Origin of the sequence: Streptomyces sp. NPDC050121 (genome assembly GCF_044460385.1) — a bacterium.
Lineage (GTDB): Bacteria > Actinomycetota > Actinomycetes > Streptomycetales > Streptomycetaceae > Streptomyces > Streptomyces soliscabiei.
In genome coordinates this window covers 117427-140637 of the sequence record NZ_JBITJV010000005.1, presented here as the reverse complement: position 1 = coordinate 140637, position 23211 = coordinate 117427, and the positions used below count along the sequence as shown (strand labels likewise).

At 71.3% G+C, this 23211-nt stretch carries 22 protein-coding genes, 1 pseudogene and 1 riboswitch; of the genes and pseudogenes, 16 read left to right on the top strand and 7 right to left on the bottom strand.

What is annotated here, in order from left to right:
• Position 1: 1 nt before the first annotated feature.
• From ACIBTS_RS10235 to ACIBTS_RS10220, 4 genes are all read left to right on the top strand, one after another.
• Positions 2-1627 carry a YifB family Mg chelatase-like AAA ATPase gene (locus tag ACIBTS_RS10235; RefSeq protein WP_399318154.1) on the top strand — a complete coding sequence of 542 codons (1626 nt, stop codon included), beginning with the start codon at positions 2-4 and terminating at the stop codon, positions 1625-1627.
• 11 nt (positions 1628-1638) lie between these two features.
• Positions 1639-2838, top strand: a complete 1200-nt coding sequence (dprA, locus tag ACIBTS_RS10230) for a DNA-processing protein DprA (RefSeq protein ID WP_399318425.1) — start codon at positions 1639-1641, stop codon at positions 2836-2838.
• A gap of 264 nt (positions 2839-3102) precedes the next feature.
• On the top strand, positions 3103-3945 hold the full coding sequence (gene whiG, locus ACIBTS_RS10225; protein ID WP_334576884.1) for an RNA polymerase sigma factor WhiG: 843 nt from the start codon (positions 3103-3105) through the stop codon (positions 3943-3945).
• 74 nt (positions 3946-4019) lie between these two features.
• Complete coding sequence (locus tag ACIBTS_RS10220; RefSeq protein ID WP_399318423.1) at positions 4020-4577, top strand: TetR/AcrR family transcriptional regulator; 558 nt, start codon at positions 4020-4022, stop codon at positions 4575-4577.
• Between the two features lies 1 nt (position 4578).
• On the opposite strand, the gene ACIBTS_RS10215 is transcribed toward ACIBTS_RS10220, so the two are convergent.
• Positions 4579-5157 (bottom strand): murein hydrolase activator EnvC family protein, encoded by a 579-nt coding sequence (locus tag ACIBTS_RS10215; RefSeq protein WP_399318153.1) that lies wholly within the window; start codon positions 5155-5157, stop codon positions 4579-4581.
• Between the two features lie 280 nt (positions 5158-5437).
• Between ACIBTS_RS10215 and rpsB the strand changes: the two genes are divergently transcribed.
• The 12 genes from rpsB (at position 5438) to ACIBTS_RS10155 (ending at position 17659) form a co-directional block, all read left to right on the top strand.
• Positions 5438-6376, top strand: a complete 939-nt coding sequence (gene rpsB, locus ACIBTS_RS10210) for a 30S ribosomal protein S2 (RefSeq protein WP_399318151.1) — start codon at positions 5438-5440, stop codon at positions 6374-6376.
• A gap of 155 nt (positions 6377-6531) precedes the next feature.
• Positions 6532-7368: a translation elongation factor Ts gene (gene tsf / locus ACIBTS_RS10205; protein WP_319670409.1), complete on the top strand. Its 837-nt coding sequence runs from the start codon at positions 6532-6534 to the stop codon at positions 7366-7368.
• A 187-nt stretch (positions 7369-7555) separates the two neighbouring features.
• Positions 7556-8314 carry a UMP kinase gene (gene pyrH / locus ACIBTS_RS10200; protein WP_079659215.1) on the top strand — a complete coding sequence of 253 codons (759 nt, stop codon included), beginning with the start codon at positions 7556-7558 and terminating at the stop codon, positions 8312-8314.
• Between the two features lie 207 nt (positions 8315-8521).
• On the top strand, positions 8522-9079 hold the full coding sequence (gene frr, locus ACIBTS_RS10195) for a ribosome recycling factor (protein ID WP_319341088.1): 558 nt from the start codon (positions 8522-8524) through the stop codon (positions 9077-9079).
• Entirely contained in the window at positions 9079-10257 is a 1179-nt protein-coding gene (locus ACIBTS_RS10190) for a phosphatidate cytidylyltransferase (protein ID WP_319670408.1), read from the top strand. The genes frr and ACIBTS_RS10190 overlap by 1 nt, the downstream gene beginning before the upstream one ends.
• A gap of 172 nt (positions 10258-10429) precedes the next feature.
• Positions 10430-10879 (top strand): SRPBCC family protein, encoded by a 450-nt coding sequence (locus ACIBTS_RS10185; protein ID WP_399318148.1) that lies wholly within the window; start codon positions 10430-10432, stop codon positions 10877-10879.
• 65 nt (positions 10880-10944) lie between these two features.
• Positions 10945-11616, top strand: a complete 672-nt coding sequence (locus ACIBTS_RS10180; protein WP_399318147.1) for a hypothetical protein — start codon at positions 10945-10947, stop codon at positions 11614-11616.
• A 64-nt stretch (positions 11617-11680) separates the two neighbouring features.
• Positions 11681-12787 (top strand): 23S rRNA (adenine(2503)-C(2))-methyltransferase RlmN, encoded by a 1107-nt coding sequence (rlmN, locus tag ACIBTS_RS10175; protein ID WP_079659211.1) that lies wholly within the window; start codon positions 11681-11683, stop codon positions 12785-12787.
• A gap of 24 nt (positions 12788-12811) precedes the next feature.
• Positions 12812-12920: riboswitch (TPP riboswitch) on the top strand.
• Positions 12921-13003: 83 nt separating this feature from the next.
• Complete coding sequence (locus ACIBTS_RS10170; RefSeq protein ID WP_399318144.1) at positions 13004-14080, top strand: thiamine ABC transporter substrate binding subunit; 1077 nt, start codon at positions 13004-13006, stop codon at positions 14078-14080.
• A 92-nt stretch (positions 14081-14172) separates the two neighbouring features.
• Positions 14173-15774, top strand: a complete 1602-nt coding sequence (locus ACIBTS_RS10165) for an ABC transporter permease (RefSeq protein WP_399318421.1) — start codon at positions 14173-14175, stop codon at positions 15772-15774.
• Positions 15774-16796: an ABC transporter ATP-binding protein gene (locus ACIBTS_RS10160; RefSeq protein WP_399318142.1), complete on the top strand. Its 1023-nt coding sequence runs from the start codon at positions 15774-15776 to the stop codon at positions 16794-16796. The genes ACIBTS_RS10165 and ACIBTS_RS10160 overlap by 1 nt, the downstream gene beginning before the upstream one ends.
• Positions 16797-16822: 26 nt before the next feature.
• Positions 16823-17659, top strand: a complete 837-nt coding sequence (locus ACIBTS_RS10155; protein ID WP_399318140.1) for a maleylpyruvate isomerase family mycothiol-dependent enzyme — start codon at positions 16823-16825, stop codon at positions 17657-17659.
• Between the two features lie 92 nt (positions 17660-17751).
• Here the strand turns inward: ACIBTS_RS10155 and ACIBTS_RS10150 are convergent, their stop codons facing one another.
• The 6 genes and pseudogenes from ACIBTS_RS10150 to ACIBTS_RS10125 all read right to left on the bottom strand — a co-directional run bounded on the left by ACIBTS_RS10150 (position 17752) and on the right by ACIBTS_RS10125 (position 23199).
• Complete coding sequence (locus ACIBTS_RS10150; protein ID WP_399318138.1) at positions 17752-18483, bottom strand: LAETG motif-containing sortase-dependent surface protein; 732 nt, start codon at positions 18481-18483, stop codon at positions 17752-17754.
• 162 nt (positions 18484-18645) lie between these two features.
• Positions 18646-18792, bottom strand: a pseudogene (locus ACIBTS_RS10145) (Rossmann fold nucleotide-binding protein); the annotation flags it as partial.
• A gap of 158 nt (positions 18793-18950) precedes the next feature.
• Positions 18951-19370: a VOC family protein gene (locus ACIBTS_RS10140; protein ID WP_399318136.1), complete on the bottom strand. Its 420-nt coding sequence runs from the start codon at positions 19368-19370 to the stop codon at positions 18951-18953.
• Positions 19371-19499: 129 nt separating this feature from the next.
• Positions 19500-20915: a hypothetical protein gene (locus tag ACIBTS_RS10135; RefSeq protein ID WP_399318135.1), complete on the bottom strand. Its 1416-nt coding sequence runs from the start codon at positions 20913-20915 to the stop codon at positions 19500-19502.
• Entirely contained in the window at positions 20897-21640 is a 744-nt protein-coding gene (locus ACIBTS_RS10130; RefSeq protein WP_399318133.1) for an ABC transporter ATP-binding protein, read from the bottom strand. The genes ACIBTS_RS10135 and ACIBTS_RS10130 overlap by 19 nt, the downstream gene beginning before the upstream one ends.
• Before the next feature lie 194 nt (positions 21641-21834).
• The gene (locus ACIBTS_RS10125) at positions 21835-23199 is read right to left on the bottom strand and encodes an aspartate aminotransferase family protein (RefSeq protein WP_319676633.1); all 1365 of its coding nucleotides are present in this window, start codon (positions 23197-23199) and stop codon (positions 21835-21837) included.
• Positions 23200-23211: the final 12 nt, after the last annotated feature.

Here is a 23211-nt window from a genome sequence, read left to right as displayed (position 1 = left end):
GATGGGGTTCGCGCGTACGTGCTCGGTGGCGCTGGTGGGCGTCGAGGGCGTCGTCGTCGAGGTCCAGGCCGACCTCGAACCGGGAGTGGCGGCCTTCACGCTGGTGGGGCTGCCGGACAAGAGCCTGAGCGAGAGCCGGGACCGGGTCAGGGCGGCCGTGGCGAACTCGGGCGGCGAGTGGCCACAGAAGAAACTCACCGTAGGACTCAGCCCTGCCTCGGTGCCCAAAGCCGGCAGCGGCTTCGATCTCGCCATCGCCAGCGCCGTGCTCGGCGCGGCCGAACGGATCGACCCACGGGTGCTCGCCGACATCGTGATGATCGGGGAGCTCGGCCTGGACGGGCGGGTGCGCCCGGTCCGGGGCATCCTCCCCGCGGTGCTGGCCGCGGCCGACGCCGGATACGAACAGGTGGTCGTGCCGGAGTGCGCCGCCGCCGAGGCGTCGCTGGTCCCGGGCGTCTCCGTGCTCGGGGTGCGCAGCCTGCGGCAGCTGATCGCCGTCCTCGCGGACGAGCCGGTGCCCGAGGAGGAACCGGACGAGGCGGGCCGCCCGGACCCGCTCCTGGCGGGGCTCAGGATGCCCGGCGCCGGCGCGGCCACCGGGATGCACAGCATGGGCGCCGCCCAGCAGGACCACGGGCACGACCTTGCGGACGTGGTCGGACAGCGCTCGGCGCGGACCGCGGTCGAGGTGGCCGCGGCGGGCGGACACCACCTGTTCCTCGAGGGACCGCCCGGCGCGGGCAAGACCATGCTCGCGGAGCGCCTGCCGGCCGTGCTGCCCCGGCTGAGCAGGGAGGAGTCGCTGGAGGTCACGGCGGTGCACTCGGTGGCCGGACTGCTGCCACCGGGCAAGCCCCTCATCGACGTGCCCCCGTACTGCGCCCCGCACCACTCGGCCACGATGCAGTCGCTGGTCGGGGGCGGGGCGGGGTTCGCCCGCCCCGGTGCCGTCTCGCTGGCCCATCGAGGAGTGCTCTTCCTCGACGAGACCCCCGAGTTCGGCAGCCAGGTACTCGACGCCCTGCGGCAGCCGCTGGAGGCGGGGCACGTGGTGATCGCGCGCAGTGCGGGAGTGGTGCGCTTCCCGGCCCGGTTCCTGATGGTGCTGGCGGCCAACCCGTGCCCGTGCGGCCGGTTCTCGCAACGCGACACCGTGTGCGAGTGTCCGCCCTCGGTGATCCGCCGCTATCAGGCGCGGCTCTCCGGGCCCCTGCTCGACCGGGTCGACCTGCGCGTCGAGGTCGACCTGGTCGGCCGGGCCGAGCTGGCGCACTGCGGTCCCGGAGGCGAGTCCACGGCCACCGTCGCCGACCGGGTCCGGGCCGCCCGGGAGCGTGCGGCGGCCCGGCTGGCGGGCACCGGGTGGCGGACCAACGGTGAGATCCCCGGCCGTGAGCTGCGCAACCGCTGGCATGCCGCGATCGGCGCCATGGACGAGGCGGAACGGAACCTGGAGCGCGGGGCGCTGACCGCACGCGGGCTCGATCGGGTGCTGCGCGTCGCCTGGACCGTCGCCGACCTGGTCGGCCACGACCGGCCCGACGCCATGGACGTGGCCCTCGCCCTGCAACTGCGCACGGGGGTGCCGCGCGGGGTGCCGATGGCCCTCGGGGCGCTGACATGACCGGCCCTGACATGACCGGCCCTGATGGCCCCGACGTCAATGGCCCTGGCGTCAGCGGCGGCGGCGACCCGGCCGACGAGCGGCTCGCCCGCGTTTTCCTCGGGCGGGTCGTCGAGCCCGGCGACGAGGTGGGCGGGCAGTGGGTGCGGCAGCGGGGCGTACGAGAGGTGGTGCGCCGGTTGCGGGGCGACGGGGAGCCGCTGCCCGGGGTGACCGCGAAACGCTGGGCCGGGCTGCTGGCGCGGGCCGGGCGGGCCGAGCCGGAGCGGGACCTGGCCGTGGCGCGGGAGGCCGGGGTGCGGTTCGTGTGCCCGGGGGACGCCGAGTGGCCCGGCACCCTGGACGAACTCGGGGATGCCAGGCCGCTGGGGCTCTGGGTGCGCGGGCGGCCCAGTCTGCGCATGTGGGCGCTGCGGTCGGTCGCCGTCGTGGGCGCCCGCGCCTGCACCGAGTACGGTGCCCACATGGCCGCCGGCCTGGCCTGCGGGCTCGCCGAACGAGGGTGGGTGGTCGTGTCCGGCGGGGCCTACGGCATCGACGGGGCCGCCCACCGGGGCGCCCTCGGCGCGGGCGGCGCCACCGTCGCCGTACTCGCCTGCGGGGTCGACCGGCCCTACCCGCGCGGGCACACCGAGCTGATCAACCGGATCGGGGAACAGGGGCTGGTGGTCGGCGAGCTGCCGCCCGGCGACCATCCCACGCCGAGCAGATTCATCCTGCGCAACCGGGTGATCGCCGCCCTCACCCGGGGCACGGTCGTCGTCGAGGCCGCGTACCGCAGCGGCTCGCTGGTCACCGCGCGGGCGGCGCAGCGGCTGGGCCGGCACACGATGGGGGTGCCGGGGCCGGCCACGAGCAGTCTCTCGGCCGGTGTGCACGAGCTGCTGCGCGGGGAGGCCGTGCTGGTCACCGACGCCGCCGAGGTCGTCGAGCTGGTCGGTGACATGGGTGAGCTGGCCCCGGAGCGGCGCGGCCCGGTGCTGCCGCTCGACCTGCTGGAGCCGGGCGCCCGGCGTGTCCTGGCCGCGCTCCCCGCCCGCAGAACCGCCGGGGTCGACGAGGTCGCCCGCGAGGCCCGCACCACACCCGACGACGCGCTCGCGAGACTGTACGAACTCAGAGCACTCGGTTACGTCGAACGACACGGCGACGGCTGGAAGTTGACACGCCAGGCGATGGTCTCCGTTCGAGTAGGTCGACGCTCGTGTTGACCCGGGAGGTTCGGCCGTCCGGGGGAACGCCGAAAGCCTTGGGAATTGCGGCAGTTGACCCATCCCGGTGATCACCCACAGCGAGCGCGGCAACGCCGGAGTGCGCCCAGCGGAACGTATCTGCGTACCGGTCCGAGCATGCCCTTCGCGCACCGCGACACTCCAGTCACGCTACGCTCACGAGGATTCCTGCACAGACCGGCACCTCTGCACCACGCGGTACCCACCTCACGCACTTCACGGCAGAACGGCACAAGGCGACGAATGCCCCAGCACACCTCCGGGCCCGACCGGGCGGCGATCCCCCCAGCCGCCCGCGACGGTGGCAGCGTGCGGCCGCCCGCTCCCTCGACGCTCGACGAGCTGTGGCGGTCGTACAAGGACACGGGGGACGAGCGGCTGCGGGAGCAGCTGATCCTGCACTACTCGCCGCTGGTGAAGTACGTGGCGGGACGGGTGAGCGTCGGTCTGCCGCCGAACGTGGAGCAGGCCGACTTCGTGTCCTCCGGGGTCTTCGGGCTGATCGACGCGATCGAGAAGTTCGACATCGACCGGGAGATCAAGTTCGAGACGTACGCGATCACCCGGATCCGGGGCGCGATGATCGACGAGCTGCGGGCCCTGGACTGGATCCCGCGGTCGGTGCGGCAGAAGGCGCGCAACGTCGAGCGGGCCTACGCCACGCTGGAGGCGCGGCTGCGGCGGACTCCCTCGGAGTGTGAGGTGGCCGCCGAGCTGGGCATCGCGGTGGACGAGCTGCACGCCGTGTTCAGTCAGCTGTCGCTGGCCAACGTGGTGGCGCTGGAGGAGTTGCTGCACGTCGGGGGCGAGGGCGGCGACCGGCTGAGCCTGATGGACACCCTCGAGGACACCGCCGCCGACAACCCCGTGGAGGTGGCCGAGGACCGGGAGCTCAGGCGGTTCCTGGCGCGGGCGATCAACACGCTGCCCGACCGGGAGAAGACGGTCGTCACCCTGTACTACTACGAGGGGCTGACGCTCGCCGAGATCGGGAACGTGCTGGGCGTGACCGAGAGCAGAGTCAGCCAGATCCACACCAAGTCCGTGCTCCAGTTGCGTGCGAAACTGGCGGGCTTCGGTCGCTGACCGGCCCGAGTCACTCCCGTCGGGGGTGGCGCGTCCGTAGAGTGGTTGACGTGCCAAGGATTCGAGCGGCCTCCGTGGCCGAGCACCGGTCGATGCAGCGTGCCGCCCTGCTGGACGCGGCACGCTCCCTGTTGTCCGATGGCGGGACGGAGGCGCTGACCTTCCCGGCCCTCGCCGAGCGCACCGGCCTCGCGCGCTCGTCCGTGTACGAGTACTTCCGGTCGCGGGCCGCCGTGGTCGAGGAGCTGTGCGAGGTCGACTTCCCCGTGTGGGCGGCGGAGGTCGAGACGGCCATGGCCGCGGCCGACGGGGCGGAGGCCAAGGTCGAGGCGTATGTACGACAGCAGCTCGCGCTGGTGGGGGACCGCCGGCACCGGGCCGTCGTGGCGATCTCGGCGAGCGAACTGGACGCCGGGGCCCGGGAGAAGATCCGCGCGGCGCACGGCGGGCTCGTATCGATGATCGGGGAGGCCCTGGCGGAGCTGGGGCACACGGAGCCCCGGCTCGCGGCCATGCTGTTGCAGGGCGTCGTGGACGCGGCGGTACGGCGGATCGAGCTGGGAGCCGCCGAGGATCCCTCGGCGATCACGGACGCGACGGTCTCCATGGTCCTGCGGGGCGTGCTGGGCTGAGCTACGGCAGGGCGACGCCGAGCACCGGCAGCAGTCGCGACGGGCCCCGGCGAAGCAGCCACGGCGGCAGCAGCGACAGCGGGTCCAGGTACGCCTCGCCCCGCAGCAGCCCCCAGTGCACGCACGTCACCGTGCAGTGCGACCCCACCGGTTCCACCGTGCCGATCACCTGGCCCGGCGCCACCTCGTCACCCTTGTGCACCGACGCCCGCACCGGCTCATAGGTCGTTCGCAGCGGCGGCTCACCCGTGCCGGTCAGCTCCACCGCGACGACCCCGCGGCCCGCCACCCGCCCCGCGAAGGACACGCGGCCCGGGGCCACCGTCCGGACCGGGGCGCCCGGCGGGGCCGCCAGGTCGACGCCCCGGTGACCGCGCGCGTACGGCGTGGCCGGGGGCTCCCAGCCGCGTACCACCGCCGGGCGCGTGCCGACCGGCCAGGACCGGCCGATCGCCGGGACCGGAGCCGACGGGAGCGCGGGGGCTCGCGGCGGGGCCTGCGGGTCCGCCCACGCCACGGACGCCAGCATCGTGATCAACAGGAGCAGCACCAGGCCGCCGAGGCATCGCTTCGCGTACATGGGAAAACCGTTCCGCATCCGCCGGGCCACGGCGCGGACCTGTGGACTACTCGCCGGTTGTGGACAGCGGCGTCACCCGGCGCCTCCCGGGTCCCGTACACTTCTTCTGGCGATCCGGGTCACCGGGTCGACTTCGCACGCCCCGGTATCGGGCGCCGGCCACGGTCGGTCTCCCGGTATCCGCGCCCCTCGGTCCTTCGTGGCTCGGCGCACCGCGGGCGTCAGGCGCGGGAGCCGTCCGGCATCCGCGGCACAACCGAGAAAAACAAGGAGAACGGCCATGGCCGTCGTCACGATGCGGGAGCTGCTGGAGAGCGGCGTCCACTTCGGTCACCAGACCCGTCGCTGGAACCCGAAGATGAAGCGCTTCATCTTCACCGAGCGCAACGGCATCTACATCATCGACCTGCTCCAGTCGCTGTCGTACATCGACCGCGCCTACGAGTTCGTCAAGGAGACCGTCGCCCACGGCGGCACGGTCATGTTCGTCGGCACGAAGAAGCAGGCGCAGGAGGCCATCGCCGAGCAGGCCACCCGCGTCGGCATGCCCTACGTCAACCAGCGCTGGCTGGGCGGCATGCTCACCAACTTCTCCACCGTCTACAAGCGTCTGCAGCGCCTCAAGGAGCTCGAGCAGATCGACTTCGAGGACGTCGCCGCCTCGGGTCTGACCAAGAAGGAGCTCCTGGTCCTCTCGCGTGAGAAGGCCAAGCTCGAGAAGACCCTCGGTGGTATCCGCGAGATGTCCAAGGTGCCCAGCGCCGTCTGGATCGTGGACACCAAGAAGGAGCACATCGCGGTCGGCGAGGCCCGGAAGCTCAACATCCCGGTCGTCGCCATCCTCGACACCAACTGCGACCCCGACGAGGTCGACTACAAGATCCCGGGCAACGACGACGCGATCCGCTCCGTCACCCTGCTCACCCGCGTGATCGCCGACGCGGTCGCCGAGGGCCTCATCTCCCGCTCCCGTGTCGCCACCGGTGACAAGGGCGAGAAGGCCGCGGGCGAGCCGCTGGCCGAGTGGGAGCGCGACCTGCTCGAGGGCGAGAAGAAGGCCGACGCCGACACCGAGGCCGCCGAGAAGCCGGCCGAGGCCGCTGTCGAGGCTCCGGCCGCTGAGGCCGAGGCGCCCGCTGCCGAGGCGCCCGCCGCCGAGGCGCCCGCTGCCGAGGCCGCCCCCGCCGAGGCTCCGGCCGCCGAGGGCGAGCAGGCCTGATTCAGGCCGTAGGCCGTGCGGTCGCCGTCGCGCCCGTACGGTCGTAGGGACGAAGTGACGGCGGGGGCGTCCAGTACGCCGCCCGCCGTTCACCCACAGCCCCCAGATCTTCGTAGATCTTCGAGACTTCGAACTCCGAGAGAGATTCACAGATCATGGCGAACTACACCGCCGCCGACGTCAAGAAGCTCCGTGAGCTCACCGGCGCCGGCATGATGGACTGCAAGAAGGCGCTGGACGAGGCCGAGGGCAACGTCGAGAAGGCCGTCGAGGCGCTCCGTATCAAGGGCCAGAAGGGCGTCGCCAAGCGCGAGGGCCGCTCCGCCGAGAACGGCGCCGTGGTCTCCGTCATCGCCGACGACAACTCCTCCGGTGTCCTCGTCGAGCTGAAGTGCGAGACGGACTTCGTCGCCAAGGGCGAGAAGTTCCAGGCCGTCGCCAACCAGATCGCGCAGCACGTCGCCGCGACCTCCCCGGCAGACCTCGAGGCCCTGCTCGGCTCCGAGATCGAGGCCGGCAAGACCGTCCAGGCGTTCGTGGACGAGGCCAACGCCAACCTCGGCGAGAAGATCGTCCTGGACCGCTTCGCGCAGTTCGCCGACGGCTTCGTGTCCGCCTACATGCACCGCACGATGCCCGACCTGCCCCCGCAGATCGGTGTCCTCGTCGAGCTGGACAAGCCGAACGCCGACGTCGCCAAGGGCATCGCCCAGCACATCGCCGCCTTCGCGCCGAAGTACCTCTCCAAGGAGGACGTGCCGGCCGAGGTCGTCGAGTCCGAGCGCCGCGTCGCCGAGGAGACCACCCGCGCCGAGGGCAAGCCCGAGGCCGCCCTGCCGAAGATCGTCGAGGGTCGCCTCAACGGCTTCTTCAAGGACGCCACGCTGCTCGGCCAGCCGTACGCGCTCGACAACAAGAAGTCCGTCCAGAAGATCCTGGACGAGGCCGGTGTCACCCTGAAGCGCTTCACGCGCATCAAGGTCGGCATCTGAGTCCGTGCCGCGATCGGCGCGTCGGCCCGATAGGGTCGGGTGCAGTCGTCCGGTACGCCGTCACGCGGGCGCGTGACGGACGACAGCAGATCTGACGAGGAGGCCATTGCCGCGCATGGGATGCGAACGACACCCCGCCGGCAATGGCCTCCTCGTATGTGCGACCCGTCAAAGAAGCGAGAACGTCATGACCACCAAGGCCCAGAAGAGCGACGACGGCAAAGTGAGCGGCCGGTTTCTGCTGAAGCTGTCCGGAGAGGCCTTCGCCGGTGGCGGCGGCCTGGGTGTGGACCCCGACGTGGTGCACAAGATCGCCCGCGAGATCGCAGCCGTCGTCCGGGACGGCGCCGAGATCGCGGTCGTCATCGGCGGCGGCAACTTCTTCCGCGGCGCCGAACTGCAGGTACGCGGCATGGACCGCGCCCGCTCCGACTACATGGGCATGCTCGGCACGGTCATGAACTGCCTCGCCCTCCAGGACTTCCTGGAGAAGGAGGGCATCGACAGCCGGGTGCAGACCGCCATCACCATGGGCCAGGTCGCCGAGCCGTACATCCCGCTGCGCGCCGTGCGCCACCTGGAGAAGGGCCGCGTGGTCATCTTCGGCGCCGGTATGGGCATGCCGTACTTCTCCACCGACACCACAGCCGCCCAGCGCGCCCTGGAGATCGACGCCGAGGCGCTGCTGATGGGCAAGAACGGCGTGGACGGCGTCTACGACTCCGATCCGAAGACCAACCCGGCGGCCGTCAAGTTCGACGCCCTCGGCTACGGGGACGTCATCACCCGTGACCTGAAGGTCGCCGACGCCACCGCCGTCACGCTGTGCCGCGACAACAAGCTCCCGATCCTCGTCTTCGAGCTTCTGGCCGAGGGCAATATCGCTCGCGCCGTCAAGGGTGAGAAGATCGGCACGCTGGTGGGTGAGCAGGGCAGCCGGGCCTGACCGAAAACCCCCGGTCCACGACCGGTAGGACTCTTCGGTCCCTCTCCGGTCCGCACGACAACACCTGACCGGGGGACGGACCCGGGTCGGGGGATGGACAATGTTCTGCCGGTCGGGAACCGTGCAGGAAGAAGACGCGACGCAGCCGGCCGCCGCCACCGACAGGGAACCGCAGCCGGGCCTACTCAAGACACGCAGGAGCAAGTGGTGATCGAAGAGACCCTCCTCGAGGCCGAGGAGAAGATGGAGAAGGCCGTCGTGGTCGCCAAGGAGGACTTCGCCGCGATCCGCACCGGCCGTGCGCACCCGGCGATGTTCAACAAGATCGTGGCCGACTACTACGGCGCGCCGACGCCGATCAACCAGCTGGCTTCGTTCTCCGTGCCGGAGCCGCGCATGGCGGTCGTGACCCCGTTCGACAAGAGCGCGCTGCGCAACATCGAGCAGGCGATCCGCGACTCCGACCTGGGCGTCAACCCGAGCAACGACGGCAACATCATCCGGGTGGTGTTCCCCGAACTCACCGAGGAGCGCCGCCGCGACTACATCAAGGTCGCCAAGGGCAAGGGCGAGGACGCCAAGGTGTCCATCCGCGCGGTCCGCCGCAAGGCCAAGGACGCGATCGACAAGCTCATCAAGGACGGCGAGGTCGGCGAGGACGAGGGCCGTCGTGCGGAGAAGGAGCTCGACGACACCACCGCGAAGTACGTCACTCAGGTGGACGAGCTCCTGAAGCACAAGGAAGCGGAGCTGCTCGAGGTCTGATGAACGACTCATCCTGGGGCTCACCGCCACACACCGGGTCGCGGGCCGGGTACTGGGGGCCCGTCGACCAGGGGCCTGTCCAGGGCGCTGCCCCGGCGGGTTCCGCGTACGATGCGCCTGAGGCGCAGCAGACTCGCCCCATGCCCGTCGTCCCCGACGTATCCGCACACGGCGGTCACCAGGATGACGACCGGGGGGCCGCTCGGCTGGGCGGCCCCTTGTTCCGAGACGAGACCTACGGCGGCGCCCACGCCGGCGCCGCCCACGGTGACGACACCCCGTCGGCACAGCCCCCTGCGGCAGTGCCGCAGAATCCGGAGCCCATGCCCGACGCCCCTCACCCGGCGCCCGCACCGCAGAAGAAGAGTGCGGGCCGAGACCTGGGCGCGGCCATAGGGGTCGGGGTCGGGCTCGGTGTGGTGATCGTCGCGTCGCTGTTCGTCGTCAAGGCCGTGTTCGTCGGGGTGATAGCCGTCGCCGTCGTCGTGGGTCTGTGGGAGCTGACCAGCAGGCTGCAGGAGCGCAAGGGCATCAAGGCGCCGCTCGTGCCGCTCGCGGTCGGCGGCGCGGCGATGGTCGTCGCCGGCTACGTGCGGGGGCCCGAGGGCGCCTGGGTCGCCATGGCCCTCACCGCGCTCGCGGTGCTGGTCTGGCGGATGACGGAACCGCCCGAGGGCTACCTCAAGGACGTCACGGCCGGCGTCTTCGCCGCGTTCTACGTTCCGTTCCTGGCCACCTTCGTCGCCCTGATGCTCACCGCCGACGACGGGGCCTTCCGCGTCATGACGTTCCTGCTGCTGACGGTCGTCAGCGACACGGGCGCGTACGCCGTCGGCTGGCGCTTCGGCAGGACCAAGCTCGCCCCGCGCATCAGCCCCGGCAAGACCCGCGAGGGTCTGCTCGGCGCGGTGTCGTTCGCGATGGTCGCCGGCGCGCTGCTCATGCAGTTCGTGATCGACGACGGGACCTGGTGGCAGGGTCTGCTGCTCGGCTTCGCCGTCGCGGCCAGCGCCACGCTCGGCGACCTCGGCGAGTCCATGATCAAGCGGGACCTGGGCATCAAGGACATGGGCACGCTGCTCCCGGGCCACGGCGGCATCATGGACCGGCTGGACTCGCTGCTGCCCACCGCTCCGGTCGTATGGCTGCTGCTCGTGCTGTTCGTGGGTTCCGGCTGATTCAGACTGATCCAGGCTGATTCCGGCCGACCCGAGCGCGTTCTTCGGCTTGTGCGGGCCCCCGTCCTGACCTCAGGGCGGGGGCCCGCTGCCGTGGCCGCCGGGGCGGCCGAGTGGGACGATTTCTGGTGCGGGCTCTCAGGGGGGATCTCCCTGGAAGGGGGCGGGCTTCATGTCCGACTTCCGTGATTCGATCGACGTCGACCGCAGCCCCGAGGACGTCTGGGCGTATGTCATCGACCCGTCCCATCTGCCGGAGTGGCAGCAGAGCGCCGTCTCGGCGGAGCCGCTCGACCCCGGGCCGGTGGGCGTGGGCTCCCGGCTGCGGATCACCCGGCACGTCGGCCGCAGGGACGTGCCGATGACCATGGAGTACACCGAGTACGACCCACCGCGCGCCTGGGGTCTGCAGGGCGTCGACGGCCCCATCCGCGGCCATGTCCACGGCGAGATCACTCCGCTCGACGACGGCCGCCGCTCCCGCGTCACGATGGAGCTCGACTTCGAGGGCAAGGGCATGGGCAAGATCCTTCTCCCGCTCGTCGTCCGCGCACAGGTCCGCAAGGAGCTCCCGCACAACGAACGGCTGCTGAAGGACCGGCTGGAGCACGGGATGGCGTAGCCCCGCCCCGCTCGATGGAACTCCCGGCTGTGTGTCCCCCTCTCACTGTGTGAAGGGGGACACACATGAAGTTGATGACTCGGTACGCACCCGTCGCCGTGGTGCTTGCCTTCTGCTGCCTGCCGCTGACCGCCTGCGGCACGCAGCACGCCGGGGAGCGAACGGCTGCCACGTCCGGGCCGGGATCGTCCGCGACGGACGAGACGAGCGACGACCAGGGCAGTCTTCCGGACGAGACCACGGACGACGGCCAGAGCAATCTCCCGGACGAGACCAGCGACGACCAGGGCAGTCTTCCGGACGAGACCACGGACGACGGCCAGAGCAATCTCCCGGACGAGACCACCGACGACGGCCAGAGCAACCTTCCCGACGAGACGAGCGACGACCAGGGCAGCCTTCCCGACACCACCAGCGACGACCAGGGCACCGACGGCCCTGCGAGCGGTCCGCACCGCTGGTTCCCGATGCTCCGCGAATTCCGCGCCTACCTCACGACGGACGCCCCGAAAGCGGATGCAGCCCTCGCCTCCCACGTGACGAGCGTCCACATCCGGGTGCCCGCGGACAGCGCCCGCAGCGTGGCCGTGGTCCGGGTCGACTTCGGTGTGGGAGAGCAGGACAGCGCGGACCGCACCGCGAAGGTGTTCGGCGACTGGCGGCGTGCCCTGTACGGCGATCACGGCCACGTGGAGGTCCTCGGCCCGGCCAAGACCACCGCCGAACGGAACTGGTAGCCGCCCCGCACCCGGATCCGGGCGGCCCGGGCCACCCGATTCGATCTGCGACACTGGTAAGGCCATGCCTAAGCCCGGAGAACTCACTTTCGTCGCCCCCCGCGGAGCCAAGAAGCCGCCGCGGCACCTCGCCGACCTCTCGCCCGCCGAGCGGAAGGAGGTCGTGGCGGAGATCGGTGAGAAGCCGTTCCGTGCCAAGCAGCTGTCGCAGCACTACTTCGCGCGCTACGCGCACGACCCGGCGGAGTGGACGGACATCCCCGCCGGTGCGCGCGAGAAGCTGCGTGAGGCGCTGCTGCCGGACCTGATGTCGGTCGTCCGGCATCTGTCGACGGACCAGGGGACCACACGCAAGACCCTGTGGCGGCTGTTCGACGGCACGCTCGTGGAGTCGGTGCTGATGCGCTACCCGGACCGGGTGACCATGTGCATCAGCTCGCAGGCCGGGTGCGGGATGAACTGCCCGTTCTGCGCCACCGGGCAGGCGGGGCTCGACCGGAATCTGTCCACCGCCGAGATCGTGCACCAGATCGTCGACGGGATGCGGGCGCTGCGGGACGGGGACGTGCCCGGGGGGCCTGCCCGGCTGTCCAACATCGTCTTCATGGGGATGGGCGAGCCGCTCGCCAACTACAAGCGGGTCGTCGGCGCCATCCGCGCGCTCACCGACCCGGCGCCGGACGGGCTCGGGCTCTCGCAGCGGGGCATCACCGTGTCGACGGTCGGGCTGGTGCCCGCCATCCACCGGTTCGCCGACGAGGGCTTCAAGTGCCGGCTCGCGATCTCCCTGCACGCGCCCGACGACGAGCTGCGCGACACCCTCGTCCCCGTGAACACGCGGTGGAAGGTGCGGGAGGTGCTGGACGCCGGGTTCGAGTACACCGAGCGCTCCGGGCGCCGGCTGTCCATCGAGTACGCGCTGATCCGCGACATCAACGACCAGGCCTGGCGCGGTGACCGGCTCGGGCGGCTGCTGCGGGGCAAGCCCGTGCACGTCAACCTCATCCCGCTCAACCCGACCCCGGGCTCGAAGTGGACGGCCTCCCGGCCGGAGGACGAGAAGGCGTTCGTCGAGGCGATCGCCGCGCACGGCGTCCCCGTGACCGTCCGGGACACCCGTGGTCAGGAGATCGACGGGGCGTGCGGTCAGCTCGCGGCCACCGAGCGGTAGTCTTTAGGCCGTACACATATCTTCATATTCCGACAGGGGAGCGCCACAGCGCTGAGAGTGCGGCATCCAGGCCCGCAGACCCTCTGAACCTCGCCCAGGTCATTCTGGGTAGGAAGTTCGGTCATCACTCGAGCTGTTGCGCCCTGCCCGGTGTCCGTTCCGTGCGGACCCGGGCAGGGCCGCGTCTCTTCCTGGTCACCCCCAGGAGGAAATCCAGTGCAGAACAAGACCATCGTGGCCGTGGCCGTCGGGCTCGGCCTGCTCACGCTGTCCGCGTGCGGGTCGACGGACGGCGGCGGGGGAGCGACGGAGTCCAAGACCGTCACCCTCGTCAGCCACGACTCGTGGGCCGTCTCCAAGAGCGTGCTCGCCGACTTCGAGAAGCAGTCCGGCTACAAGGTGAAGGTCCTCAAGGACGGCGACGCCGGGCAGGCCGTCAACAAGGCCATCCTCACCAAGGACCACCCGCAGGGCGACGTCTTCTTCGGAGTCGACAACACCCTCCTGTCCCGCGCCCTCGACAACGGGCTGTTCCAGCCGTACGAGGCGAAGGGGCTCGCGCAGGTCGAGACCCGCTTTCAGCTGGACGCCGGCAAACACCGGGTCACGCCCGTCGACTACGGCGACATCTGCGTCAACTACGACAAGAAGTACTTCGCCGAGCACAAGCTGACCCCGCCCGCCTCCTTCGACGACCTGGTGAAGCCCGCCTACAAGAACCTCCTCGTCACCGAGAACGCCGCCACCTCCTCGCCCGGCCTCGGGTTCCTGCTCGGCTCGGCCGCGAAGTACGGCGACGGAGGCTGGGAGGGCTACTGGAAGAAGCTCAAGGCGAACGGGGTGAAGGTCGTCGACGGCTGGGAGCAGGCCTACAACGAGGAGTTCTCCGGTTCGGCCGGGGGCAGGAAGGCGGGAGCGGACCGGCCGCTCGTCGTGTCGTACGCCTCCTCGCCGCCCGCCGAGGTGATCTTCGGCGATCCGAAGCCGACCACCGCTCCGACGGGCGTCGCGACCGGCACCTGTTTCCGCCAGGTCGAGTTCGCGGGGCTGCTGGACAACGCGGCCGACGGCAAGGGCGGCAAGGCGCTGATCGACTTCCTGATCAGCAAGAAGTTCCAGGAGGACATGCCGCTCAACATGTTCGTGTACCCGGTGGTGAAGGGCGCGGCCGTGCCCGCCGAGTTCACCCAGTACGGTCCCGCCGCCAAGGACCCCGAGACCATGGACCCGGCGAAGATCGCCGACCGCCGCGACCAGTGGGTCAAGTCATGGACCTCGCTCGTACTGAAGTAGCCCTGGAGAAGAGGCCCCCGGGGGAGCGCACCCCCGGGAAGGGCGCCCCCGGGAAGGGCACCAAGGAGAGCGCGGCGGCGCGGCTCGCTCTGATGACCGTGCCCGTCGCGTTCTTCGCGGTCTTCTTCGCCTACCCGGTCGCCGCGATCGTCGCGCGCGGCCTGAAGACGGACGGCGGCTGGCAGTTCGGGCGGTTGTGGGACGTGCTCGCGCAGTCCGACATCCGGCACGTCCTGTGGTTCACCACCTGGCAGGCGCTCGCGTCCACCGCGCTCACGCTCCTGGTCGCGCTGCCGGGCGCGTATGTGTTCGCGCGGCTGGACTTTCCGGGCAAGCAGGTGCTGCGGGCCGTCGTCACCGTCCCGTTCGTGCTGCCGACGGTCGTCGTCGGTACGGCGTTCCTCGCGCTCGTCGGGCGCGGCGGACTGCTCGACGAGCTGTGGGGCGTACGGCTGGACACCACCGTGTGGGCGATCCTGCTCGCGCATGTCTTCTTCAACTACGCGGTCGTCGTACGGACCGTGGGCGGGCTGTGGTCGCAGCTCGACCCGCGGCAGGAGGAGGCGGCGCGGATGCTGGGCGCGTCCCGGCTGAGGGCCTGGCGCACGGTCACGCTGCCGGCCCTCGGGCCCGCCGTCGCCGCCGCCGCGCTGATGGTCTTCCTCTTCACCTTCACCTCCTTCGGTGTGGTGCAGATCCTCGGCGGCCCCACCTTCTCCACGCTCGAAGTGGAGATCTACCGGCAGACCTCCGAGATCTTCGACCTGTCGACGGCGGCCGTCCTCACGATCGTCCAGTTCGTGGCCGTCGGCGCGATCCTCGCCGTGCACGCCGCCGCCGTACGACGGCGGGAGACCGCGCTGCGGCTCGTGGACGCCTCCGTGACGGCGCGCCGGCCGCGTGGGACCGGGCAGTGGGCGCTGCTCGCCGGGGTGCTCGCCACGATCGCCGTGCTGCTGGTGCTGCCGCTCGCGGTGCTGGTGCAGCGCTCGCTGGACACGCCAGGCTTCGCCTACTACCGGGCGCTGACCAGCGACGACGGCAATGTCTTCCTGGTTCCGCCGATCGAGGCGATCGGTAACTCCCTGCAGTACGCCATCGCCGCGACCGCCATCGCGGTGCTGATCGGCGGGCTGGCCGCCGCGGCCCTCACCCGCCGGGACGCCGGGCGGCTGGTCCGTGGCTTCGACGCGCTGTTGATGCTGCCGCTCGGCGTCTCCGCCGTGACCGTCGGCTTCGGGTTCCTGATCGCGCTGGACGAGCCTCCGCTGGACCTGCGCGGTACGTGGATCCTGGTGCCGCTGGCGCAGGCGCTGGTCGGCGTGCCCTTCGTCGTACGGACCATGCTGCCGGTGCTGCGGGCGGTGGACCAGCGGCTGCGTGAGGCGGCGGCCGTGCTCGGGGCGTCGCCGTGGCGGGTGTGGCGGGAGGTGGACCTGCCGATGGTGCGGCGGGCGCTGCTGGTCGCGGCCGGGTTCGCCTTCGCGGTGTCACTGGGGGAGTTCGGGGCGACCGTGTTCATCGCGCGGCCCGACAACCCGACGCTGCCGGTCGCCGTGGCACGACTGCTCGGGCGGGCCGGTGAGCTCAACTACGGCCAGGCGATGGCTCTTTCGACGATTCTGATGATCGTGTGCGCGGTGGCCCTGCTGGTGCTGGAGCGGCTGCGGACCGACCGGACGGGGGAGTTCTGATGCGGCTGCTCGAACTGGAGCGTGCCACCGTGCGGTTCGGCGGACGGGCGGTGCTGGACGCCGTCGATCTTGCCGTCGCCGAGCACGAGGTGGTGTGTGTGCTCGGGCCCAGCGGCAGCGGCAAGTCGACGTTGCTGCGGGCGGTGGCCGGACTGCAACCCCTGGACTCCGGGCGGGTGCTGCTCGACGGACGCGACCAGGCGGGCGTGCCCGCGCACCGACGGGAGCTCGGGCTGATGTTCCAGGACCATCAGCTGTTCCCGCAGCGGGACGTGGGTGGCAATGTGGCATTCGGGCTGCGGATGCGGGCGGTTTCCCGGCAGGAACAGGCCGACCGGGTACAGGAGTTGCTCGACCTCGTGGGACTGCCCGGCGCCGCCCGGCGGGCCGTCGCCGCGCTGTCCGGCGGGGAGCAGCAGCGGGTCGCGCTGGCCCGGGCCCTCGCGCCCCGGCCCCGGCTGTTGATGCTGGACGAGCCGCTCGGTCAGCTCGACCGGTCGCTGCGGGAGCGGCTGGTCGTCGAACTGAGGGAACTCTTCGGCCGGTTGGGGACCACGGTTCTCGCGGTGACGCACGACCAGGGCGAGGCGTTCGCGCTCGCCGACCGGGTCGTGGTGATGCGGGACGGGCGGATCGCCCAGTCCGGTACGCCTCTTGAGGTGTGGCAGCGTCCGGCGGACGCGTTCGTGGCCCGCTTCCTCGGCTTCGACAACGTGGTGGAGGCGACCGTCGCCGGGGAGGTCGCGGTCACGCCGTGGGGCAAGGTGCCGGTGCCGGCCGGGTCCGGGCAGGGGGCGCGCACGCTGCTCGTCCGGCCCGCCGGGGTGCGCCTGGTGAGCGCGGAGGAGGGCCTGCGCTGCACGGTCGCCGCCCGCACCTTCCGGGGCACCCATGTTGCCGTGCATCTCCAGCCGGAGGGCGCACCGAGGTTGGAGGCGGCGTGCGCGCTGCGGGACGCGCCGGAGGTCGGGGGCGTCGTGGGGGTGTCCTTCGACACGGCCGAAATCGTCGTGCTGGACTGACCGGGCCGACCCCTACGGTGTTACGTATGACCCTTCTCGCACATGACCGCTACTGTGACGAAATCGCCCACCAGGTCGGCCTGTTGAGGGCCGTGGTGACCTCCGGGGCGGACCTCTCGGCCACCGTGCCGACCTGCCCCGACTGGTCGCTGGAGCAACTCGTGCGGCATATGGGCGGAGCCCTGCGCTGGGTGGACGCGCTGGTGCGGACGCGGGCCCAGGAGGAGATCCCGGCGGAGTCGGTGCCGCTGTACGGCGGACCGGACGGCGAGGGCGACCCGGCCGCGCTCGACGCCTGGCTCGCGGAGACCGGCGAGCTGGTCGTCGGCGCGCTGCGGGAGGCCGGTCCCGACGCGAAGGTGTGGGGCTGGGCCGGGACGCTCGACTCCGGCTTCTGGGCGCGCCGGATGACCCACGAGATCACCGTGCACAGCGCGGACGCCGCCCTCGCCGCCCAAGTGCCCTACGAGGTCGCGCCCGAGGTGGCCGCCGACGCGCTGGACGAGTGGCTGCAACTCGTGGAGTGGGTGCAGCGGAACATGCCGCAGGCGGCGGACGACGAACTGCTCGTCCCGGGCCGCAGCATCCACCTGCACGCCACCGACACGTCGGCTGACTTGAACGCCGAGCGAAGCGAGATGGGGGTCCCCCCGCCCGAAGGGTGGGGGAGGACGGTCGAGCTCACCGAGCGTGGGATCGTCTGGCGTCGCGGTCACGAGAAGGCGACGGTCGCCCTGCGCGGCCCGCTCACCTCCGTGCTGCTCGCCTTCTACCGCCGACTGCCGCTGGACAGCCCGGGGTTGGAGGTGCTCGGCGAGCGCGAGCTGCTGGAGCTCTGGCTGGAGAAGACGAAGTTCGGCTGAGGAAGCCGGGCGCGGGTGGGGCGGCGGCCGAACATGCGGGTGGCCCGCCCCGGCGAAGGGACGGGCCACCCGCGCGCTGTTCGTTGTGCGGGTCAGCGGTTGCTGGACCCACGGCGACGCATGCCGAAGAACACCGCGCCACCGCCGACGACGACCAGCACGGCCGCTATGCCCGCGATCAGACCGGTGTTGGAACTGGCACCGGTCTCGGCGAGGTTGGACTCCTGCGCGGCGGCCGACGGGGCGTTGCTCGCGGAGGGCGCGGGCGCGGCGCTGTCGCTCGCCGAGTCGGACGGGCTCGGGGCGGCGGTGTCGGCCGGCGGCGAAGCGGTGTCCGACGGGGTCGAGGACGGAGCGCTGCTGGAGGGGGTGCCGGACGGCGTGGTCGACGGCGTGGAGGTGTCGCCTGCCTTGCAGGCCTTGGACGGGGTGGTCACGTTCGGGCTGATGTCGGCGTCGACGAACGTCTTCTTGCCCTTGACGGCCAGGACGCGGACCCGGTACTCGGCATTCGGCTCCCAGTCCTCGGCGAAGGAGACGGTGACGCCCTTCTTCGAGCCCACGACCGTCTGTTCCGCGCCGACCTGTCGGAGGTCGGCACCGTTGTTCTCGAGGAAGACGGTGATGACGGCCGGGACGCCCGTGGGGTCCTTGTCGGTGACGGTGATGACGCCCTTCGTGCCGTCACAGGCGGCAGCGGCGGAGAACTCGCTGATGTCGCAGGCCATCGCGTTGCCCGCTGCGCTGAGCGCGAGGGCGGCGGAGGCGGCGGTGACACCGAGCATGCGCACCGAACGGGCGGCGGTACGGCGGGAAAGGGACACGTTTGTCCTTTACGGGAAGCGCAACTGCGGGGGGTGGAGGGGGAGATGGCGCCCCCGGTGAGCCGAGTGCGTCACCATCCCCAGCAGGCTCACAGGTCTATAAGCGTCTCATAAGCAGTGTCAATGCGGGGACGCTTCTGAGTGGCCGACTTTGCCCGCTTATTAAGCACCGAGACGTTTCAACGCCTCCGACGCCTCCTCGATCCGGTCAACGAGGGAGATACGGGACTCCATCGACCGCTCCCGGGCGAGTGACCGCAAGAGCGGCCGGGCGGGCAGTTGTTCGGTCCAGTGCTCCCGGTTCACGAGACGGCGCCCGAGGTGTCCAGGGCGAGCAGGCTGTCCCTACGGTCCGTCAGATCGACGGTCGTGGGAATCGTCGAACGGCCGGGCGGGTGTCGTCGGATGCACCCGCCCATGCCAGGCACTGCGTACGGCGGACCGGACGGTTCCGGCTCCGGCTTCGGTCAGCCCTGGACGGCCGAGGGGTCCATCCAGATGACCTCCCAGGTGTGGCCGTCGAGGTCGTCGAAGGAACGGCCGTACATGAAGCCCATGTCCTGCGTCCGGCCGCTGGGCGAGCCGCCGAGCGCGAGCGCCCTGTCGACCAGTTCGTCGACCTTCTCGCGGCTCTGGGCGCTCAGGGCGATCAGGACCTCGCTGCTCTTCGTGGAGTCCGCGATCTCCTTGTCGGTGAAGGTCGAGTAGAACGGCTTGGTGAGGAGCATCGCGATGATCGTGTCGCTGATCACCACCGAGGCCGCCTTGTCGTCACTGAACTGCGGGTTGATCGTGTAGCCGAGGTCCGTGAAGAACTTCTTCGAGGCGTCGAGGTCGCTCACGGGCAGGTTAACGAAGATCATCTGCTGGTAGGCCGGGGCGGTCATCTGGTCTCTCCCATCGGGTGGTGTGTTGTACGTCGGGATAGACCGGGGGGTCGCGCGGAACTCATCGGTGGGCGGAGATCTTCTTTCCGGCGAGGATCCGTCGAGGAACCGGCGAGTATCCGGCGGGGCTCAGTCGGTCAGGGGGAGCGACGCGAGTTCGGCCACGATCAGGGTGAGCGGGACGAAGAGGGCGAGGAGGGCGCCGGCGCGCAGGGCGGCGGCGCTGCGCAGTGTCTTGGCCGGGGCGCCGAGGCGGAGGAGGGCGGCGGTGGTGTCGGCGCGGGCCTGCCTCGCCTCCACGGCCGCCGTCAGCAGCGTGGCGACGGTGCAGCCCACCACGACCAGCGCGCCCAGGGTGCTGAGCGGGCCGAAGGACGCGTCGGCCGGGTCGTACAGCGCGGCCATCGTGTACGCACCGGAGGCCACCGCGCAGACCACGCCCAGCGGACGGCCGATGCGGGACGCCTCCTGCATCAGGCCGCGGCCGGCGAGGAGGCGGAGGGCGCCGGGGCGGGCCGACTGCAGCACACGGCCGCAGAGGAGGGTGAGGCCGGGGCCGGCCAGGGCGAGGCCCACGGCGGTCAGGGTCCAGCCGAGGAGGACCGCGGCGGGGCCGGTGGGGAGGCCGCCGGGGAGGGGGAAGGTGCTCGGGTTCGCCGAGCGGTTCGCGTACGCCTCCACGGCCAGGCCGGCGGCGAGGACGGCTGCGCCCCAGGGGAGGGCGGTGGGGTTGGGGGGTGCGGTGAGGGCGCAGGGCGCGGTGAGATCGGGGAGGTGGTCCGGCGTTTCCTGAAGGTCGCCGGTCGCTGCGGGTGCGGGTGCCGGTCCCGGGGGGTCGGTCGTGCCGTCCGGCGCTTGCGGGGTGCTGTCCTCCGTGGGCCGGGAGCCGCCCGAGGCGGTACGACTGCCCGCGGGCTGCGCCTGGAGGCGTGCGCCGAACCTGCCGTACTCGCCGAATCTCTCGCCTGTGTCCCTCCTCCCGTTCGCCGCGAAGCGGCCCAGCATCCTTGGAGTTGCGCGGGCTGCCACCTGGGTGTCCCTCGGGCGCAGTGTCCATGCCACGGCGAGGGACGAGGTGACCGGTACCAGGGAGAGCAGGGTCAGGGCCGCCGGGAGGGGGAGGGGCTGGTCCGCGGCCAGCAAGTCCCGTGCGGCTCCGTCGAACGGCATGCCTGTGAGGTCGCCGCGGAGGTGGAGGAAGAGCACGAGGGCCAGCATCGAGCCGAGGAGGGTGGAGAGGGCTGTCGTCGTCGCCGAGACGGCCATCAGCCGCGTCGGGCCCAGGCCGATGGCCGCCAGACCGGGGCGGGGGCGGGTGCCGGGGTCGGTGCGGGCGACCGCGAGGGCGAAGTAGACCGTCGCCGTCAGGGGCGCCGCGCACCAGGCGAGGCGGAGCAGGGAAGTGGTCGAAGGCTCGGGGTGGGTGAGGGCTTGGCCGAGGGCGCTGAGCAGGAGGAAGCCGGTGCCCGCGGAGGCCGTCGCCACCAGGAGGCGGCGCAATTGCACCGCGGGGTGGGCGCTGCGGGTCAGACGGAGAGCGAGCACGCGGCCCCCCGGCCTTCCTGCTCCGTGACCGGCGGCAGATGGACCGTCTTCACCCGGCGCCCGTCCAGCAGCGGCACCGTGCGGTCGGCGAGGGCCGCGGTCTCCGGGTCGTGCGTGGCCAGCACCACGGTGACGCCGTGGGAACGGGCCGCCGTCGTCAGGGTGCGCAGGACGTGGGCCCGGTCCGCGCGGTGCAGGGGGGCCGTCGGCTCGTCCGCGAAGAGGACGGAGGGGGCGGGGGCCAGGGCGCGGGTGATGCAGACGCGCTGGCGCTCGGCCTGGGTGAGTTCCAACGGGTGGCTGTGGGACTTGTCGCCGATGTCGAGGCGCTCCAGCCACTCCAGGGCCGCGACCTTGGCCCGGCGGCGGCTGGTGCCGCGCAGCATCAGGGGGAGGGCCGCGTTCTCCCAGACGTTGAGTTCGGGGACGAGGACCGGCACCGGGTCGATCCAGCCGAAGCGGTCGCGGCGCAGCCGTTCGCGGGCCATCGGGCCCATCGTGTGCACGGGGACGCTGTTGAACCAGACCTCGCCGTGCTGGGCGGGCACCAGGCCGGACAGACAGCGCAGCAGGGTCGTCTTGCCGCTGCCGCGCGGGCCGCTGACGGCGAGGATCTCGCCCTCCCGTACCTCCAGCGAGACCCCGCCGAGGCCGGGTGAGCCGTCGCGGTGCGTGAAGTGCAGGGAGCGTGCCCAGAGCACGTCGTTGTCCGGCGGGGCCTCCATGGGCGTACACCTCGGTTCAGATCTGTGGTTCCCGTGCCAATCCCCCGTGCGGGGGAACGAAGGCAGGGCCGATCGGTCACTGGCACGCTAAGGAGGCGAGAGCGGGCATCCGGACAGCACGCGGCCCCGGGCCGCCGTTTCTCACTCGAACGGTCGACGCCGGGGCCGGTGTTGATCAGCTGATCAGGCTGATGTCACAGCTTCGTCCACGCCTCCGTCAGGGTGGCGCGCAGGATCTGCTCGATCTCGTCGAACGTCTCCTGGTTGGAGATCAGCGGCGGCGCGAGCTGGACGACCGGGTCGCCGCGGTCGTCGGCACGGCAGTACAGGCCGTTGTCGAAGAGGGCCTTGGACAGGAAGCCGTACAGGACGCGCTCGGTCTCCTCCTCGTTGAAGGACTCCTTCGTCGTCTTGTCCTTGACCAGCTCGATGCCGTAGAAGAAGCCGTTGCCGCGGACGTCGCCGACGATCGGCAGGTCGTGCAGCTTCTCCAGCGTCGCGCGGAACGCGCCCTCGTTGTCCAGCACATGCTGGTTCAGGCCCTCGCGCTCGAACAGGTCGAGGTTGGCGAGGCCGACCGCCGCGGAGACCGGGTGGCCGCCGAAGGTGTAGCCGTGCAGGAAGGTGTTGTCGCCCTTGTAGAACGGCTCGGCCAGCCGGTCGCTGACGATGCAGGCGCCGATCGGGGAGTAGCCGGAGGTCATGCCCTTGGCGCAGGTGATCATGTCCGGGACGTAGCCGAACTTGTCGCAGGCGAACATCGTGCCGAGGCGGCCGAAGGCGCAGATGACCTCGTCCGACACGAGCAGCACGTCGTACTGGTCGCAGATCTCGCGGACCCGCTGGAAGTAGCCGGGCGGGGGCGGGAAGCAGCCGCCCGCGTTCTGGACGGGCTCCAGGAAGACGGCCGCGACCGTCTCCGGGCCCTCGAAGAGTATCTGCTGCTCGATCTGGTCGGCGGCCCAGCGGCCGAAGGCCTCCGGGTCGTCGCCGAAGATCGGGGCGCGGTAGATGTTGGTGTTCGGGACCTTGTGCGCGCCCGGGACGAGCGGCTCGAAGGGGGCCTTCAGGGCCGGCAGGCCGGTGATGGACAGGGCGCCCTGCGGGGTGCCGTGGTACGCCACCGCGCGGGAGATGACCTTGTACTTGGTCGGCTTGCCCTGCAGCTTGAAGTACTGCTTGGCGAGCTTCCAGGCGGTCTCGACGGCCTCGCCGCCGCCGGTGGTGAAGAAGACCTTGTTGAGGTCGCCGGGCGCGTGGTGGGCGAGACGCTCCGCCAGCTCCACGGCCTTGGGGTGGGCATAGGACCACACCGGGAAGAAAGCGAGCTCCTGCGCCTGCTTGAAGGCGGTCTCGGCCAGCTCGGTGCGGCCGTGACCGGCCTGGACCACGAACAGACCCGCGAGACCGTCGAGGTAGCGCCGGCCCCTGTCGTCGTAGATGTAGGTGCCCTCGCCCCGGACGATCGTCGGGACCGGCGAGTTCTCGTACGAGGACATGCGGGTGAAGTGCATCCACAGGTGGTCGTACGCGGTGCGGCTGAGGTCCTTGGTGCTCACGGTTATCGGGTC

What these genes read in the sequence shown, in the direction of transcription:
- ACIBTS_RS10235 (WP_399318154.1), top strand. Translation starts at nt 2, where the DNA reads ATGGGGTTCGCGCGTACGTGCTCGGTGGCGCTGGTGGGCGTCGAGGGC.
- dprA (WP_399318425.1), top strand. Translation starts at nt 1,639, where the DNA reads ATGACCGGCCCTGATGGCCCCGACGTCAATGGCCCTGGCGTCAGCGGC.
- whiG (WP_334576884.1), top strand. Translation starts at nt 3,103, where the DNA reads ATGCCCCAGCACACCTCCGGGCCCGACCGGGCGGCGATCCCCCCAGCC.
- ACIBTS_RS10215 (WP_399318153.1), bottom strand. Translation starts at nt 5,157, where the DNA reads ATGTACGCGAAGCGATGCCTCGGCGGCCTGGTGCTGCTCCTGTTGATC.
- rpsB (WP_399318151.1), top strand. Translation starts at nt 5,438, where the DNA reads ATGGCCGTCGTCACGATGCGGGAGCTGCTGGAGAGCGGCGTCCACTTC.
- tsf (WP_319670409.1), top strand. Translation starts at nt 6,532, where the DNA reads ATGGCGAACTACACCGCCGCCGACGTCAAGAAGCTCCGTGAGCTCACC.
- pyrH (WP_079659215.1), top strand. Translation starts at nt 7,556, where the DNA reads ATGACCACCAAGGCCCAGAAGAGCGACGACGGCAAAGTGAGCGGCCGG.
- ACIBTS_RS10190 (WP_319670408.1), top strand. Translation starts at nt 9,079, where the DNA reads ATGAACGACTCATCCTGGGGCTCACCGCCACACACCGGGTCGCGGGCC.
- ACIBTS_RS10185 (WP_399318148.1), top strand. Translation starts at nt 10,430, where the DNA reads ATGTCCGACTTCCGTGATTCGATCGACGTCGACCGCAGCCCCGAGGAC.
- ACIBTS_RS10180 (WP_399318147.1), top strand. Translation starts at nt 10,945, where the DNA reads ATGAAGTTGATGACTCGGTACGCACCCGTCGCCGTGGTGCTTGCCTTC.
- rlmN (WP_079659211.1), top strand. Translation starts at nt 11,681, where the DNA reads ATGCCTAAGCCCGGAGAACTCACTTTCGTCGCCCCCCGCGGAGCCAAG.
- ACIBTS_RS10165 (WP_399318421.1), top strand. Translation starts at nt 14,173, where the DNA reads ATGACCGTGCCCGTCGCGTTCTTCGCGGTCTTCTTCGCCTACCCGGTC.
- ACIBTS_RS10160 (WP_399318142.1), top strand. Translation starts at nt 15,774, where the DNA reads ATGCGGCTGCTCGAACTGGAGCGTGCCACCGTGCGGTTCGGCGGACGG.
- ACIBTS_RS10155 (WP_399318140.1), top strand. Translation starts at nt 16,823, where the DNA reads ATGACCCTTCTCGCACATGACCGCTACTGTGACGAAATCGCCCACCAG.
- ACIBTS_RS10140 (WP_399318136.1), bottom strand. Translation starts at nt 19,370, where the DNA reads ATGACCGCCCCGGCCTACCAGCAGATGATCTTCGTTAACCTGCCCGTG.
- ACIBTS_RS10130 (WP_399318133.1), bottom strand. Translation starts at nt 21,640, where the DNA reads ATGGAGGCCCCGCCGGACAACGACGTGCTCTGGGCACGCTCCCTGCAC.